This window comes from Amycolatopsis sp. NPDC114505 (genome assembly GCF_055633615.1).
Genome location: NZ_JBVKDV010000003.1, coordinates 1246044 through 1260746, shown reverse-complemented (window position 1 = coordinate 1260746; position 14703 = coordinate 1246044). Strand labels below are relative to the sequence as shown.

18 protein-coding genes are annotated in these 14703 nt (G+C 71.8%); 10 read left to right on the top strand and 8 right to left on the bottom strand.

Going from position 1 to position 14703, the window contains the following annotated elements; genetic code table 11:
- Positions 1 to 58: 58 nt before the first annotated feature.
- Entirely contained in the window at positions 59 to 652 is a 594-nt protein-coding gene (locus ACZ7OU_RS35240; protein ID WP_470258539.1) for a TetR/AcrR family transcriptional regulator, read from the bottom strand.
- Positions 653 to 729: 77 nt separating this feature from the next.
- Here ACZ7OU_RS35240 and ACZ7OU_RS35235 point away from each other — a divergent pair, with 77 nt between their 5' ends.
- The gene (locus tag ACZ7OU_RS35235; protein WP_470258538.1) at positions 730 to 1539 is read left to right on the top strand and encodes a dienelactone hydrolase family protein; all 810 of its coding nucleotides are present in this window, start codon (positions 730 to 732) and stop codon (positions 1537 to 1539) included.
- On the opposite strand, the gene ACZ7OU_RS35230 is transcribed toward ACZ7OU_RS35235, so the two are convergent.
- The gene (locus ACZ7OU_RS35230) at positions 1526 to 2104 is read right to left on the bottom strand and encodes a TetR/AcrR family transcriptional regulator (protein WP_470258537.1); all 579 of its coding nucleotides are present in this window, start codon (positions 2102 to 2104) and stop codon (positions 1526 to 1528) included. The two genes, ACZ7OU_RS35235 and ACZ7OU_RS35230, sit on opposite strands and share 14 nt — an antisense overlap.
- Positions 2105 to 2178: 74 nt before the next feature.
- Here ACZ7OU_RS35230 and ACZ7OU_RS35225 point away from each other — a divergent pair, with 74 nt between their 5' ends.
- Positions 2179 to 3198, top strand: a complete 1020-nt coding sequence (locus tag ACZ7OU_RS35225) for a zinc-dependent alcohol dehydrogenase (RefSeq protein ID WP_470242646.1) — start codon at positions 2179 to 2181, stop codon at positions 3196 to 3198.
- A gap of 14 nt (positions 3199 to 3212) precedes the next feature.
- Here the strand turns inward: ACZ7OU_RS35225 and ACZ7OU_RS35220 are convergent, their stop codons facing one another.
- Positions 3213 to 3656 carry a hypothetical protein gene (locus ACZ7OU_RS35220; RefSeq protein WP_470258536.1) on the bottom strand — a complete coding sequence of 148 codons (444 nt, stop codon included), beginning with the start codon at positions 3654 to 3656 and terminating at the stop codon, positions 3213 to 3215.
- A 226-nt stretch (positions 3657 to 3882) separates the two neighbouring features.
- Here ACZ7OU_RS35220 and ACZ7OU_RS35215 point away from each other — a divergent pair, with 226 nt between their 5' ends.
- The gene (locus tag ACZ7OU_RS35215) at positions 3883 to 4386 is read left to right on the top strand and encodes a hypothetical protein (RefSeq protein ID WP_470258535.1); all 504 of its coding nucleotides are present in this window, start codon (positions 3883 to 3885) and stop codon (positions 4384 to 4386) included.
- Positions 4387 to 4449: 63 nt separating this feature from the next.
- Here ACZ7OU_RS35215 and ACZ7OU_RS35210 read toward each other — a convergent pair whose 3' ends face one another.
- The gene (locus ACZ7OU_RS35210) at positions 4450 to 4737 is read right to left on the bottom strand and encodes a hypothetical protein (protein WP_470258534.1); all 288 of its coding nucleotides are present in this window, start codon (positions 4735 to 4737) and stop codon (positions 4450 to 4452) included.
- 99 nt (positions 4738 to 4836) lie between these two features.
- On the opposite strand from ACZ7OU_RS35210, the gene ACZ7OU_RS35205 reads away from it, so the two are divergent.
- Positions 4837 to 5634 carry a MerR family transcriptional regulator gene (locus tag ACZ7OU_RS35205; protein ID WP_470258533.1) on the top strand — a complete coding sequence of 266 codons (798 nt, stop codon included), beginning with the start codon at positions 4837 to 4839 and terminating at the stop codon, positions 5632 to 5634.
- A 65-nt stretch (positions 5635 to 5699) separates the two neighbouring features.
- Entirely contained in the window at positions 5700 to 6620 is a 921-nt protein-coding gene (locus ACZ7OU_RS35200; RefSeq protein WP_470258532.1) for an aminoglycoside phosphotransferase family protein, read from the top strand.
- Positions 6621 to 6756: 136 nt separating this feature from the next.
- Here the strand turns inward: ACZ7OU_RS35200 and ACZ7OU_RS35195 are convergent, their stop codons facing one another.
- From ACZ7OU_RS35195 to nhaA, 4 genes are all read right to left on the bottom strand, one after another.
- Positions 6757 to 7716 carry a VOC family protein gene (locus ACZ7OU_RS35195; protein ID WP_470258531.1) on the bottom strand — a complete coding sequence of 320 codons (960 nt, stop codon included), beginning with the start codon at positions 7714 to 7716 and terminating at the stop codon, positions 6757 to 6759.
- Positions 7717 to 7729: 13 nt separating this feature from the next.
- Positions 7730 to 8650, bottom strand: a complete 921-nt coding sequence (locus ACZ7OU_RS35190; protein ID WP_470258530.1) for an NADP-dependent oxidoreductase — start codon at positions 8648 to 8650, stop codon at positions 7730 to 7732.
- Positions 8651 to 8775: 125 nt separating this feature from the next.
- Complete coding sequence (gene pdxR, locus ACZ7OU_RS35185; RefSeq protein WP_470258529.1) at positions 8776 to 10185, bottom strand: MocR-like pyridoxine biosynthesis transcription factor PdxR; 1410 nt, start codon at positions 10183 to 10185, stop codon at positions 8776 to 8778.
- 31 nt (positions 10186 to 10216) lie between these two features.
- Entirely contained in the window at positions 10217 to 11629 is a 1413-nt protein-coding gene (gene nhaA, locus ACZ7OU_RS35180) for a Na+/H+ antiporter NhaA (protein ID WP_470258528.1), read from the bottom strand.
- Positions 11630 to 11711: 82 nt separating this feature from the next.
- Between nhaA and ACZ7OU_RS35175 the strand changes: the two genes are divergently transcribed.
- The 5 genes from ACZ7OU_RS35175 (at position 11712) to ACZ7OU_RS35155 (ending at position 14660) form a co-directional block, all read left to right on the top strand.
- Entirely contained in the window at positions 11712 to 12215 is a 504-nt protein-coding gene (locus ACZ7OU_RS35175; protein WP_470258527.1) for a DsbA family protein, read from the top strand.
- Positions 12216 to 12375: 160 nt separating this feature from the next.
- On the top strand, positions 12376 to 12801 hold the full coding sequence (locus ACZ7OU_RS35170) for a hypothetical protein (protein ID WP_470258526.1): 426 nt from the start codon (positions 12376 to 12378) through the stop codon (positions 12799 to 12801).
- 1 nt (position 12802) lies between these two features.
- Positions 12803 to 13144 carry a GNAT family N-acetyltransferase gene (locus tag ACZ7OU_RS35165; RefSeq protein ID WP_470258525.1) on the top strand — a complete coding sequence of 114 codons (342 nt, stop codon included), beginning with the start codon at positions 12803 to 12805 and terminating at the stop codon, positions 13142 to 13144.
- An 11-nt stretch (positions 13145 to 13155) separates the two neighbouring features.
- Positions 13156 to 13749: a GNAT family N-acetyltransferase gene (locus ACZ7OU_RS35160; RefSeq protein ID WP_470258524.1), complete on the top strand. Its 594-nt coding sequence runs from the start codon at positions 13156 to 13158 to the stop codon at positions 13747 to 13749.
- Between the two features lie 44 nt (positions 13750 to 13793).
- On the top strand, positions 13794 to 14660 hold the full coding sequence (locus ACZ7OU_RS35155) for an aldo/keto reductase (RefSeq protein WP_470258523.1): 867 nt from the start codon (positions 13794 to 13796) through the stop codon (positions 14658 to 14660).
- The last annotated feature ends 43 nt before the right edge of the window (positions 14661 to 14703 follow it).

Genomic DNA, 14703 nt, shown 5'->3' with positions numbered 1-14703 from the left:
GCGGTGGACCTCGCCAACGACACGCCGTACCTCGCCCTGGAGCACGCCGCGGTTGGCGTCAGCCGACGACGTCCGACGCGAGGCGGTGCGCGCGGTCCAGCTCGGTGTCGTCGCCGAAGAGCTGGAAGCGCGTGGCGCCGGCGCGCAGGTACGCGTCGATCCGGAAGGCGTCGTCCGCCGGCTCTGTAGTGTCCGCAATGGACAGTTCGGTTTCCAGCAGGTGCAGCCATTCGCGGGTGAGCCGGCGGACCGCGTCGGCCACCGGGCCCTCCCGGTGGCCGTACTCGACCGACGTCGTGGCGATGAAGCAGCCGCCGGGGAAGACGCCGTCGCGCAGGTAGGTGACCCAGTTCGCCAGCACGGCCCGGAGGCGGAGCCGGCCCGGCTCGACGTCCCACGCCGGAGCGATCACGTGGTGCAGGTACAGGCGGCGGGCCTCGGCGACGGCGGCGAGCTGGATGGCTTCCCGGCTGGCGAACACGGTCAGGATCCCGCTCTTGCTGTGCCCGGTCCGCTCGGCCAGGGAGCCGACGGTGATGGAGTCGAGCCCGTGCACGGTCGCCGCCATGGCGGCCTGCCGGGCGACGTCCTGACGGGTCCGGTCACCGCGGGCGCGGCGCCCGTCCGCTCGCGGGGAGGGTGCGTCGGCCATGACGTGATTGTAGACGACCGATCGGTCGTGTAGATTGCCGACAACACGACCGATCGGTCGCATAGTGGAGGACGCCCGTGGATGTCGACGACGCCGTCCTGGACGGCTTCGCCCGGCGAGTCGTTTCGCTCGCCGGGAAGGAGAAGGTCGTTCACGTGGCCGGCGACGGCCCGGCGGTGATCGTGCTGCCGGAGATGCCGGGAATCAGTCCCGACGTGGTGCGGTTCGGGCGCTGGGTGCGCGACGCCGGGTTCACGGTGTACCTGCCGTCCCTCTTCGGCGTCGACGGCGCGTACCCCACGGTCGAACTGGCCGAGCCGATCCTCCGGCGGGCCTGTGTCAGCAAGGAGTTCCGTGCGTTCGCCGGCGGGGGCACCAGCCCGGTCGCGGAGTGGCTGCGAGCCCTGGCGCGCACGGCGCACGAGGAATGCGGAGGTCCGGGCGTCGGTGCGGTGGGCATGTGCTTCACCGGCAACTTCGCGCTGACGATGGCGCTGGAGCCGGCCGTGATCGCGCCGGTGCTGAACCACCCGTCGCTGCCGTTGGACGACCCGGCCGGCCTCGAGCTCTCACCCGAGGACGCGGCCACGATCCAGGAGCGCTTCGCCCGCGACGACCTGACGGCGCTGGCCTACCGTTTCGACAACGACAAATGGTGCACCGGACAGCGTTTCGCGGCTTATGCGCGGCTGCTCGGCGATCGATTCGACGGCCGGGTCCTGCCGGGGGAATGCGCGAACCCCGCGCCGCCGCCCTTCTTCCGGGAGGTGGTGGGGACGCCGCACAGTGTCGTGACGGCGCACTTCACGGATGAGGACGGCCACCCGACAGTGCGAGCCCGTGACGAGATCCTCGCGTTCCTCCGTGCTCGTCTCATCGCCGCGTGAACTGTGACCGGATGATCTGCTCGACGATGCCGTCGAGCGTCGCCGGGATGTCCCGGCCGGCGCCCAGGTAGCGGCGCACGGCGGCGTAAGGCAGGTCGACGACGATGAGGAGGACCTCCGCCGTCGCGCGTCCGGTCGCCGCCTTGAGGTCGGTCACCAGGCGGCGGATGTGCTGGTCCCAGCGTGCTTGGTCGGCCTCGCGCGAGCTGCGGCTTTCCGCGGGCCAGGCGGTGGGTTCGAAGGAGCCGAGGCCGGCCAGCAGCACCCGCGCGTCCGCCGGGTTGGCGCGGCACCACGACACCGTCCGGCGCCCGAGGGCGGCGGCCGCGGCCACCGGCTCGTCGTCGAAGAGCGGGTAAAGCTCGGCGTGGAAGCCCTGCACCGCCCGGTTCCAGACGGCGGCCAGCAGCGCCGCGCGGTTGGGGAACCGGTGGTAGACGGAGCCGCTGGACACCGCCGCTTCCCGGATGACGCCGGCGATGGTGATGGCGTCGGCGCTCCCGGTCGCGAGCAGCCGCGCTGCCGCGTCGAGGATCGCCGAGGTGTCGTGGACGGGTCGTGGCATGGGTTGACGATAGCGAACGCCCTCTCTAGAGTCTTCTCTCTAGAGAGAATCGTCTAGTCGGTGTCGGGAGACCCATGCGAAGCCTCGTCCTCACCGGCCCCCGGAGCCTGCAGTGGCAAGACCGGCCGGCGCCCCGCGTGTCCGCGTCCGGCGACGCACTGGTGCGGCCCATCGCGTCCGCGGCCTGCGACCTCGACCGGCGGCTCGTGGTGTCGCCTTCGCCGTTCGAGACGCCGTTCGCGCTCGGCCACGAGGCGGTCGGCGAAGTCGTCGACCTCGCCGGCGACGAGCCGGAGCTCCGGATCGGCCAGCGGGTGGTCATCCCGTGGCACATCAGCTGCGGAACGTGCGAAAACTGCCGGCGCGACCTCCCGGGCGCGTGCGCTTCGGTGCCGGCGCTGGCGTCCTTCGGCACGAGCGTCGGCGGCCTGTGGGGTGGGTTGTTCGACGAGCTGGTGCGCGTTCCGTGGGCACGGCACAACCTCACGCCGCTACCGTCGTCGATCGAGCCGTTCCTGGCCGCCTCGGCCAGCGACAACCTGACCGACGCCTTCCAGGCGGTCCGGCCGACGTTGGATGCTCAGCCGGAGGCCGAGGTGCTCGTGGTCGGGGGAACGGCCAGCCTCGGGTTGCTGACGGTCTTGAGCGCCATCGCACTGAGGGCCGCGAAGGTCACGTACTTCGACGTGGACGAAGGGCGGCGTGCGAAGGCCGCGGCCGCGGGCGCCGCGGTGGTGGCGGCCGACGCGTACCCCGACCGCCTCGACGGCCGTTTCGACCTGGTGGTGGACGCGTCGGCCGCGGCGGAGGGGTTCCGGTGCGCGCTGCTGTCCACCCGCCCCGGCGGCACGTGTGTGATCCGGTCTGTCTACTTCGGAGAGCCGCGTCTGCCGTACTTCGCTTTGTACGGCACGGGTATCAATCTTGTCGTGGGTCCGCCTCACGCGAGCCCGCACGTGCCGGACGTGCTGAAGCTGGTCGGCGACGGAACCTTGGACCCAGCACCGATCCTGGCCGGCCCGTTCGACTACGCCGACGCCGTCGAGGTACTGCTGGAGCCGCCGGCGGGCAAGCCGGTCTTCACCCGCCGGTGAGAATCAGATCCCATTCAGCGATAAATATCGCCGGTGCGAGGGTTTTGTCCGTTCTGGTCGGTCAAGCTGACTTTGACGTGATTGGCTCCACCCGGGACATCGGCTTTGAGAGGGATGTCCTCCCCGGTGTTGGAGTTGCAATGAGTGCTCGTGTTTCTGACGTCCAACTGAGTCGTGCCCGCGAGTGCGTAAGCGTAGAACCGCCGGCACCCGACCGCGTGAAATGTCGCCTGGACGCTGGCCGAACGGTTTGCGAAGAGCACGCTTCCGGTGATGTAGCTGCTTCCGTCCGCGCCGTAGACCAGGAAGTCATGGGAAGTCCCGGCCGGTGCGGCGGTGGCCGCGGGTGCTTCCATCAGAACCAGCCCGGCGATTGCGGCAGCCGTTGCCATCGCCGCGCGAGCCTTCCTCTTGGCCGTCGCCGGCCATTGTGACGTGAATCCGGAATTCTTCCGCATCGGCTTTCCCCTCATCGTTCGCTCACAGTCCCTGGCGAGCCGGAATCCGTCCTATCACACAATCCCGCGCCGCGGGAGAAATAGCGTTCACCGCACCGACTTCCCGAACTCGTCGTGCGGCCGATCGGGTGAATCGATCGAGTGCGCGTAAACCGGGTATGCGACCCGGGCGTTGGTCGTCGGTGCGTCCGGAACGACCGGGCGCGGCTGGTGAGGGGAGTACCGGATGATGTTCCGGACACGAGTGGCGCGAAGCTGGTCGATGGCGGCGGGGATGGTGCTCGCCGCGGTGATCACCTCCGCCTCGCCGGCGGCGGCGAACGCGGCGGTGAACGCGACTCCGACGGCGAGTTCGGCCGCGCAGGCGCCGGCCGCGGCCGCTGGCACGTCATTCCACTACACCGCGGTACCGGCCAGTGGCAGGGTTTCCTGCTACGGCTACTACGGCACGTTCAAACAGGGGTCTTTCGTCATGGTCGTCGACTGGATCCACACCAGCGACGAGTGCTTCGGCATCTCCACCGACCGCACGGTCTGGCACGCGTGGCCCAACTCCGGAGGCTGGAAGAAGATGGGCGGCAACGGGCTCGCCGACGACATCGCCTACGCCGTGGACGAGACCCCCAACGGATCCAAGGGGGTCGTGATCTGGGTGGCGGCCAGCAACAAGTACTGGGTTCAGCGCTACGCCCCGCCGCTGGGCTGGACCTCGGAGTGGACGCTGGCGTAGCGGCCGCCCCAGCGCCACCGGACCCACTCGGCCGGGTCCGGTGGCGCGCGAGGCGACCGGGTTCTAGCGCTCGCCGGCCAGGAATTCGGCCGTCCACCGGAGGGCCGTCGAGCAGGCCTCGGCCTCGCTGCCGCGGAAGTGCTCGACGACGTCGCCGCCGGACCACAGCATGAGCGCGACGGTGCCGGGCCGGATCGGGGTGAGCCCGAGGAGCCGGCGCCGGCCGTCGCGCTCGAGGACGCGCTCGGCGGTGAGCCACTGCCCGGTCGTGCCGGTGCGGGTGATCACCCAGTCCGGGTCCGCGGCCAGGTCGGCCACGGACCGTGGTTCTTCGGTGTGTTCGGCGTGCACGCACACCAGCCTGACACAACCGGCGTGCTCAGGTGATCAACGCGTGAATGCCGGGTGAAGAGTTGAGTCTCCGTCAGGGGGAGACCGCACGCTGGGGGCATGGACGACGAGAACCTCCTGACGATCGGGGCTTTGGCCGCGCGGACCGGTCTGTCCGTCAAGAAGATCCGGTTCTACTCCGACAAGGGGATCGTTCCGGCGACCTGTCACAGCCCGGCCGGCTACCGCCTGTACGACGTCGCCGCCCTGGGCCGCCTGGAACTGGTCCGCACGCTCCGCGAGCTGGACATCGACCTGGCCACGATCCGGCGCGTGCTGACCGACGAGACCTCCCTGGCCGAGGTCGCCGCGGCGCACGCGGCGGCCCTCGACGTGCACATACGGGTCCTGCGCCTGCGGCGCTCGGTGCTGGCCGCGGTCGCGAACCGGGGATCGACCCCTCAGGAGATGGCCACTCCCGAACAAGTCGAGGCGTGGATGGAGCTCGTGGAGCTGGTCCAGGACAACGACTTCCGGGCCGCGGTGCGGCGGATGGCCGAGTACCAGGCCGCCCAACGCGCCGACGGGGACACGACCGGCCTGCACCACGACCTGACCGAGACCGTGCGCGAGGACGTCGGCCGGGCGCTCGCCGCGGGCATCGCACCGGACTCGGAGCAGGCCGGCGGCATCGTCGCCACGCTCACCGCGCGTTACACCGAGACCTTCGGCAAGGCCGATGACGACCAGCTGAAGCGATGGATCCTCGAACGGCTCGAGGTCGCCGACGATCCTCGCGTGACGCGGTACTGGCAGCTGGTGGCCACCATCAACGGCCGGCCTCCGCTCCCGGACCTGGAACCGGTGTTCACCTGGTTCGGCCAGGCACTGCGCACCCATCTCGGCAGCCGGTGCTGAAGCCGGCGGCGCCCGTGCCATCGTGGTCGCTCGATGTTCAGGCTCGACACGGGGGTGTGATCACGGTGCACGAACTGTCCGAGAAGGTCCGGCGCTGGGTGAGCGACGCGGCGGGAGGCAGCGCCCACCTGGCCACCGGCCTACGACAGGGGGCCAATCCGTGGCTTGTGAAGTTCGAACCGGGCAGCCGCGTCGAGGCGGCCGTGCTGCGGCTCGGCGACCCCGCCGATCCCGACCACTGCGAGCGGTTCGCCACCGAGGTGGCAGCACTGCGCGTCGCCGGCGACCACCGGCTGCCCGCGGCCCGGCTGATCGCCACGGATCTCGACGGGTCCGCCGCGGGCGTCCTGGCGGTGCTGACGACGGTCCTGCCCGGGCACAGCCGGATCCCCTCGGTCGCCTCCGCCGAGCGGCTGCGGGGCCTGGGGGCCACAGCCGCGGCGCTGCAGGCGGTCCCGTTGGCGCCCCGGACCGCTCTGCCGGTGCGGACCCGCTCGATCGCGGACGTCGACTTCGCGGCCCAACGCCGGGAAAAGGGCACGACCGCGCTGCTGACGGCGGCCGAAGAACGCCTGGAACGGTTGCCCGCGCCCGGCGGCCCGACCGTCTTCGTGCACGGCGACCTGTGGTTCGGGAACACCCTCTGGTCCGGCGACCGCTGCACCGGCCTGGTCGACTGGGACTGCGCCGGAGCCGGATCGCCGGGAATCGACCTCGGCGGAGCGCGCTTCGACGCAGCGTTGATGTTCGGGCTGCCCGCCGCGGAGCAGGTCCTGGAGGGGTGGCAGCGGGCTGCCGGCCGACGAGCCGAGCAGGTCGCCTACTGGGACGTCGTCGCGGCATCAGTCACCCTGGCCGACATGGCGTTCTGCGTGCCGGCGCTCCACGACCAGGGCAGAACAGACCTCGACGCCGGCCTGCTCGGACAACGCCGGGACGCATTCCTCACCGCGGCACTGAGCCGCCTCGACGCCGACGACCACTAGCCGGCGGCCGGGTCGGCGACCTGGGGGAATGACAGGCCGATCGGCCCGGCCCGGGCTTCCGGTGCGAGCGGCGGTGGTCATGGTGGCCCCACGAGACCCGACACGCCCGTCGCCGGCCGATCGGCTCGGCCCTCGGTCATCCGGACCCGCCGGGGAGGCGCACGCAGAACGCGTTGCCGTCCGGATCCGCCAGTACGACGGTGCCGTCATCGCGGGCGTCGAGCCGAGAGGCGCCGAGGGCGATCAGCGCCTCGACCGCCGCCTCTTGGTCGCCGTCCGCCGGGAGCAGTTCGAAGCGCTGCCGGTTCGGTGACGCGGGCGTGCCATCCCAGGTGTCCCAGGCGAGTTTCGTGCCGCCGCGCGGTGACTGGATCGCGATCTGCTCGCCCCGGTCCCACACCAGGGGCCAGCCCAGCGCCTCACTCCAGAACCGGCCGGCCCGCCGGGTGCCGGCACAGGTGAGCTCGCCCAGCGGGCCGCACCCGGCGAGGTAGCCGTTGCCGGGCTCGATCACGCAGAACTCATAGCCCGCCGGGTCGGCCAGGACGACGTGCCCTTCCTCGGGTCGCTGCCCGACATCGAGGCGGCGGGCACCGAGCCTGATCGCCGTGGCCACCGTGTGCCGCTGGTCGTCGAGGTCGGCGCTGGTCAGGTGCAGGTGCATCCGGTTCGCGCCGGGTTGGCCGTCGCGCCCCGGTACGAACCGCAGGCCGAGCTGGGTGTCCCCGCCGGGGAGCAGGGCCCCGTCGATGACGTCCCGGCCGAGCAGCCCGGCCCAGAAGCGTGCCGGTTCAGCCGGGTTGCCCGCTTCGAAGGTCACTGCCTGCAGTCGCATCACCGGAACGTAGACACCACCCCGTGCGGCGGCAAGCCAATATGCCGCCAGCACCGGGGCGAGGCCGCTGACCTCGATCACCGTCGTCCCGGCGCGATAAGCCGCTCCTCGCCGGGGCCTGCCGATGGATCCGGTGGTAACCCACCGCTTCCCGGTAGCGGAGGCGATCGCGGCCTTCGACCGCGCGAAGGCCTCGAAGGTCTTGCTCGACTTCACGAACCGCTGACCGGAACGGCCGCGCCCGCTCGGCAGCGTCTCCACGACGCCCGGATCGCTACGACTCGTCGACCACGACGATCGGCTTCCCGCCACCCTGCCGTCCGGCACCGAACGCCTTGGGCACGTCGGCCAGCGAATGGCGCGTCCCGATCAGCACGCGCAGGCTGCCGTCGCGCACGAGCGTGGCCAACTGGGCGAGCTGGGCCCGGTCCGCTTCCACGACGAAGAAGACCGACCGCCCGTACCGCGGCTCGAACTCCGGTGGGGCGGCGATCGTGACCAGCGTGCCGCCCGCGCGCACCAGGCCGGCGGAGCGCACGCCGATCTCTTCGCCGAACACGTCGAGCACCAGGTCGACTTCGCCGACGTCTTCCAGCTTGTCGTTGTCCAGGTCGACGAACGCGTCGGCGCCCAGGTCGAGGGCGACGTCACGGTTGTGGGCGCGGCCCGTGCCGATCACGGTCGCCCCCGCTCGCTTCGCCAGCTGCACCGCGATCGAGCCGACTCCGCCGGCCGCGCCGTGGATCAGCACGGTCTGTCCCGCCTGGAGGCGGCCGTGGTCGAACAACGCCTGCCACGCGGTCAGTCCGGAGACCGGCAACGCGGCGCCGACGGCGTGCTCGATGTCGGCCGGCAGCGGTGCGAGGTTGCGGGCTTCGACGGCGGTGAACTCGGCGAGCGACCCGTCGCGGGTCCAGTCGGCGAGCCCGAACACGCGCTGTCCCACCGTGAGGCCGGTCGTGCCGTAGCCGAGCTCGGTGACGACGCCCGACAGCTCGTGACCGGGCACGCTGGGCGTCCGGTCCCGGCCCGACCGGTCGGTCCACGTGCCGGGCCACTCCAGCTCGCCGGAGGTGAAGCCGGCCGCGTGCACCCGCACGATGACGTCGTTCCCCGCGGCGTGCGGAGCCGGGAGGTCGGTCAGGGTCAACCCGTCGACCCCGGCGTCGGGGTCCTTGACGATGATGGCTTTCATGCTGAGTCCTCGTGGTGAGCGGGCAACGGGGCGGCCGCGTCATCTGCCGGCCTGTCCGCGAGGCTAGCTCCGGCCGAGGGTGGCACCGGGGTCCACTTGGGACGCGCGAGCGGGAACCACTCGGGTCACGTGAGCGCGCGGATCAGCGCGTCGAGCACGCCGGACCACCCGCTCGGCGAGGGTGCGGCGAACCCGATCACCACGCCGTCGCGGTCCGAGGCGGCGCCGGGATGTCGGAAGAAGTCCAGGGGCTCGACGGTCAGCTGCTCGTCGGCGATCCGGCGCACGAGTTCGCCGCCCGTGCGCCCGGGTTGTTCGAGCACGACGTGCAATCCGGCGGCCATCCCCGCCGCTCGCACCTCCGGCGCGTGCCGGGCGAGCGTCTCGACCAGGTGCCGGCGCCGTCGGCGGTACTGCGCGCGCATCGCCCGGATGTGCCGGTCGTAGGAGCCCGACTCCACGAACTCGGTCATCGCCAGCTGGTTCACGAACCCGACGGTTTCCTCCGTTTCCCCCTTCTGGGCGACGATCGCGCCGACGAGGCGGTCCGGCAGCACGAGCCAGCCGAGGCGCAGGCCCGGCGCGAGCGACTTGCTCGCGGTGCCCAGGTACAGCACGTGCTCGGGGTCGAGGCCCTGCAGTGCGCCGACGGGGGACCGGTCGTAGCGGAACTCGCCGTCGTAGTCGTCTTCGATGACCAGCGCGCCGCGCCGGCGGGCCCACTCGACGACGGCCGCGCGCCGGTCGTAACGCAGCGCGACCCCCAGCGGGAACTGGTGCGACGGGGTGAGGAGCACGGCCCCGATCGACGGCAACCCGTCCAGCGCCGCCGGGTCGACGCCGTCGGCATCGACGGCGAGGGGAACGGTTTCGAGCCCGGCGCCGGCCAGCGTGCGGTGCTGGGACGGCAGGCCGAACTCCTCGACCGCCACCCGCGTCACCCCGGCCGCCGCGAGCGCGGCCGCGACGAGTCGCAGCCCCTCCGCGGCGCCCCCGCACACGACGACGTTGCCGGCGTGCGCGCGCAGCCCGCGGGCCCGCGTGAGATACCGGGCGAGGGTGTCGCGGAGTTCGCCGCGGCCGTGGGGATCCGTGTAGCCGAACGCCTCGAACGGCGTGGTGCCGACCGACTTCTTCACCGCGCGGATCCACTCGTCGCGCGGGAACGACGACAGGTCCGGGTGCCCGGGCCGCAGGTCGTGCCCCGGCCGCGAGCGGGTGTCGGCCGGCCGCGGCCGGCCGTCGACGAAGTCGGCGACCCGTTCGGCAACTTCGGTGCCGGAACCCTGCAGCCCGGTGAGCCAGCCCTCGTCGATGAGCTCCGAGTACACCCGGACGACGGTGTTGCGGGCCACCTGCAGGTCGGCGGCCAGGGCACGGCTCGACGGCAGCCGAGTCCCGGGCGCGAGCCGGCCGGCGCGGATCGCCTCGCGGACGGCGTCCGTGAGGCTGGCCCGCACGTTCCCGTCGAGCCGCCCCAGGTGCAGGTCGAGACCCGTCGTCCGGGGGCGGCGCTCGGCCGTTCGGTCGCTCACGGGTCAACGATAATGGCCGCTCACGATGCCGCTAGGCCACGCTCGGGTCCAGCCACGGGCCTTCGGGCAGCTCCGGAAGCGCGAACTGCTCGTCGAAGGAGCACAGCGGGAGCCGTTCGCCGAGGAACCGCAGGACGACCGACCCCAGGACCGCCGCACAGAGCGAACCGGCGAGGACGCCGACCTTGGCCTGCTGCTGAAGCCCGGGATCGGTGAACGCGAGATCCGTGATGAACAACGCGATCGTGAAGCCGATCCCGGCCAGCATCGCGCCGCCGATGAGGTGGCTGTAGCGGACGCGGCCGGGCAACGTCGCGATGCCGGTCCGGAGCGCGATTCCCGCGCCCAGGGAAATACCGAGGGTGTTGCCGGCGACCAGGCCGACCGCGACGCCGAGGGTGACGGGGGAGGAAGCCGCCGCCCGCAAGGCGTCGCCGTCGAGGCGCACGCCGGCGTTGGCCAAGCCGAACGCGGGGATGATCGCGAAGGCGCTGACCGGGTGCAGGATCGCCTGCAGGCGCTCGTTCGCCGAAAGGGTGGCTTTCATCGCGGTGGTGGCGAGCCGCACCCGCGTCGGGTCCGCGCGCTCGATCACGGCCCGCCCGTAGAGGCGGAGGCGTTCGCGGGCGTGGCCGTCGACCGCGCCGGCGGGCACGAGCAGCCCGATGAGCACGCCGGCCAGGGTCGGGTGCACGCCGGACGCGTCGACCGCCACCCACAACGCGGCGCCGGCGACCAGGTACGGCGTCAGCCGCCACACGCCCAGCGCGCGCAGGGCGAGCAGCGCCAGGACCAGCACCCCCGCCGCGGCGAGCGCCACGACCGACACGTGGTGCGTGTAGAACACGGCCATCACCGCGATCGCCCCGATGTCGTCGCCGATCGCCAGCGTGAGCAGGAAGAGCCGCAGCTGGTCGGGGCAGCGGGGACCGAACAGTGCCAGGACGCCGATCAGGAACGCGGTGTCGCTCGACATCGGGATGCCCCAGCCGGCGGCGGCCGGGCCCGAACCGGCGAAAGCGAAGTAGATGATCGCGGGCAGGGCCAGCCCGCCGAGCGCACCACAGGCCGGGACGACGATCGAGCGCAGGTCGTGGAGCTCGCCGACGGACACCTCCCGGCTGATCTCCAAGCCCACCACGGCGAAGAACACGACCATGGCCACGTCGTTCACCCAGGCGCGAAGGTCCAGCGTGAAGTGCGCGCCGCCGGCTTCCACGCCCGCCTGGATCCCCCAGAACGCGTCGTAGTTCGCGCCCGCGGCGTTCGCCCAGACGAGTGCGGCCGCCGTCGCGGCGAGGAGCAGGACCGCGCTGCCGGCCTCGGTCAGCAGGAACCGGCGCAACCCGGCAGTGACGTACGGCAGCGGGGTGCTCACCCGGCGGGCCATGGCCGGCAGCTGGGGGAGGAGTCCTTCGGCGAACCGGCTCGAGTCGGGCTTCACAGGCCGAGTATGCCCGACCGGCCACCGGGTAACGTCGGGCGCGCACTGTCCCGAATGGACCCGTCGTGCGGAGGGATCGTCTGTGACGACACCGAGTGAGGTCGATCCGGACCGTCATGTGTACGGCGATCCCGCGGCTTCGGTGACCGTGGTGGAGTACGCGGACTTCGAGTGCCCGTACTGCGCCGCGGCGGCACCCGAGCTGCGCAGGCTGGTCGACGGCTCGGACGGCACGATCCGGTTGGTGTTCCGCCACTTCCCGATCTTCACGATCCACCCGTACGCGCTCACCGCGGCGCTCGCCGCGGAGGCGTCGGGGGAGCGGTTCTGGGAGATGCACGACTTGCTGCTCACCCACCAGAGTGAGCTGACGGACGTCCACCTGCGGGCCTACGCGGCGCGGATCGGGGCGGGCGAGGTCACCGGCGAGGCCGTGCAGCGGTTCCGGCCCGCCGTCGTGGCCGACTACACCTCCGGCGCCGAGCTGGGGGTCCGGGGCACCCCGGCGTTGTTCGTCGACGGCCGCGTCTACCGGGGCCGGGTCAGCTTCCCGGCCCTCCGCTCGGCGGTGCGGCCGCAGTCGTGACGGGGCTCTTCGTCCGGCGATGATGGACCGGGCAGTCCAGTCGTCGTCGTGATCTGACCTACAGTGGCGGAGTCTGCGATCAGAAACTGGACTAAATAGTTCTCTTTGAGGCATGATGAGTGCCGGAGAACGAAGCCGCGCCGAACGAAGGGCCATCACGGTGACCGAGCAGCTGGGGTTCGCGGCGAGGCCGGCGGCCTTGAAGCTGTCCTCGGCCGTCGTGACCACCGACGGCGGCGATCCGCCGCTGCCGTGGGAACTCTCGATCAGCGCACAGGTGCTGGGCGAAACCGAGATCATGCTCGCCACGACCCACCGGCCGGGCGGGAACACGGCGGACGGCCACCGCGAGCTCCACGTCAACGCGGTCCTGCTGAGCATGATCCCGGACGTGGTCCACCTCGCCGGCCGCGGAGCGCCCCGGACCGGGCCCTGCACCCTGACGTTGACCTTCTCCGAGGGCGACGTCGCCCGGAACGAGTGGACCACGACGTTCGAAGTGCCGGGTTCCCCGCTCGAAGATTCCCCCTGGCACCTCACCGTGCCGTTCGGCCGAACCGCCGAGAGAAGACCTCAGGAGAAGTGAAATGACCGCCGAGATGGACATCCGACGCAACGGCGACACCGGATCGTACGAAGCCGTGGTCGACGGGAAGGTCGTCGGCATGATCGTGTACCACGTGCCGCGCGGTGGGCAGCGGGTGACGGTGAGCCACACCATCGTCGAACCCGGCTACCGGGGCCGGGGCATCGCGACGCGGCTGGTGAAGCACGCGCTGGACGATCTGCGCGCCCAGGACCGGAAACTCACCAACTACTGCACCTTCGTCGCCGACTACATCGCCGACCACCCCGAATACCAGGACCTGGTCGACGGCCGGTTCCCCGGGCGCGCGACGGTGCCCGAGCGCGCGCCCCGCGTTCGCTGAGGAGTGCGGAGTTGACCCGGGCATCGCATGCGGTCGAAATCGACGGACCGCGGATCCGGACCGCTCGCCTGCTTCTGACCCCGTGGAGCACCTCCGACGCCGAAGCGGCCCTGGGCATCTTCGGTGACGGGGAAGTGGCCCGGTGGCTGGCGCCGGCCATGGCGCGGGTGCCGGACCTGGCCGCCATGCGGCGGCTTCTCGACGGCTGGGTCTCGGCCGGTCCGGCCGCCGAGCCGCCGGTCGGCCGGTGGAAGGTCGCCGAACGCGCCGGCGGGCGGGTGGTGGGCGCGGTCTCATTGCTGCCGCTGCCGCCCGACGACATCGACCTCGAGGTCGGCGTCCAGATCGCCCGCGGCCGGTGGGGCCGCGGGTACGCCGGTGAGTTGGGCGACGCGGTCGCCCACTACGCGTTCGACGCCGGCGTGGACGAGATCTTCGCCGTCTCCCGCCCCGCGAACCGGCGCGCCGCGGCGGCCGTGCGCCGGATGGGCTTGGAGTGGGTCGGGCAGACCGGCAAGTACTACGACACGCGGCTCGACGTGTTCCGCCTGCGCCGGTACGACCTGGACGTGCCGGCGCGCCCGGGCGCGCTCACCGACAGCTGATCCACACCGACATCGACAGACCACGCGCCGAAAGAGAAACGACCATGCCCGGAACCCTTCCCGACCGATGCGGTACCTACGCGATCGGCGGACACGAAATCACCCGGCTCGGGCTCGGGACCGCCCGGATGAGCGAGTCCGGCGTCTGGAGCCATCCCGAAGACGCCGCGGAAGCGAAGCGGGTGCTCCGGGAGGCGGTCGACCTCGGGGTGAACCTCATCGACGTCGCCGAGTCGTCCGGGCCCTTCGACTACGAGGAGCTCATCGCCCAGTCGCTGAGCCCGTTCCCCGACGACCTGCTGCTGATGATCAAAGGCGGGCTGCTCCGGACGCCCCAGGGGGAGTGGGAGCCGTTGCCGCGGCCTTCGTTCCTCCGCAAGCAGATCGAGACGCGGCTGTACTACCTGAAGCTGGACCGCATCCCGCTGTTCCAGCTGCACGGGTTCAGCCCGCACGCGCCGATCGCCGACCAGCTCGGCCTGCTCACCGAGCTGCACCACGAGGGGAAGATCGGGTGCATCGGGCTGGCGGAGGTGACGCTGGCCGAACTGCGGGAAGCCCGGGTACACGCCGACATCGCGACGGTCCAGGCCGAGTACAACCTCGTCGACCGCACGGCCGACCCGCTCGTGGACTACGCGGAGTCGGCGCACATCGGGTTCATCCCGTGGCTCCCGCTGGCGACCGGGGCACTGGCCGGCGAGGACGGCCCGGTGGCCGAAACGGCCCGGCGGCGCGGTGTCCCACCGGCGCAGATCGCGCTGGCCTGGCTGCTGAACCGCTCGCCGGCACTGCTCCCCACCCCCGGCACGCTGAGCGTCCGGCACCTGGAGGAGAACGTGGCCGCGGCCGACATCCGGCTGACGGCAGCCGAAGTCGCCGACCTCGACCGGATGGCGCCTCGGCCGTAACCAGGGTGTTCAGCGGGGCAGCCCCTGTGCCGGCTCGCCGCCT

Coding starts and splice junctions, on each gene's coding strand:
- ACZ7OU_RS35240 (WP_470258539.1), bottom strand. CDS start 652: ATGGCCGACGCACCCTCCCCGCGAGCGGACGGGCGCCGCGCCCGCGGT.
- ACZ7OU_RS35220 (WP_470258536.1), bottom strand. CDS start 3,656: ATGCGGAAGAATTCCGGATTCACGTCACAATGGCCGGCGACGGCCAAG.
- ACZ7OU_RS35155 (WP_470258523.1), top strand. CDS start 13,794: ATGCCCGGAACCCTTCCCGACCGATGCGGTACCTACGCGATCGGCGGA.
- ACZ7OU_RS35230 (WP_470258537.1), bottom strand. CDS start 2,104: ATGCCACGACCCGTCCACGACACCTCGGCGATCCTCGACGCGGCAGCG.
- ACZ7OU_RS35165 (WP_470258525.1), top strand. CDS start 12,803: ATGACCGCCGAGATGGACATCCGACGCAACGGCGACACCGGATCGTAC.
- ACZ7OU_RS35190 (WP_470258530.1), bottom strand. CDS start 8,650: ATGAAAGCCATCATCGTCAAGGACCCCGACGCCGGGGTCGACGGGTTG.
- ACZ7OU_RS35225 (WP_470242646.1), top strand. CDS start 2,179: ATGCGAAGCCTCGTCCTCACCGGCCCCCGGAGCCTGCAGTGGCAAGAC.
- ACZ7OU_RS35205 (WP_470258533.1), top strand. CDS start 4,837: ATGGACGACGAGAACCTCCTGACGATCGGGGCTTTGGCCGCGCGGACC.
- ACZ7OU_RS35215 (WP_470258535.1), top strand. CDS start 3,883: ATGATGTTCCGGACACGAGTGGCGCGAAGCTGGTCGATGGCGGCGGGG.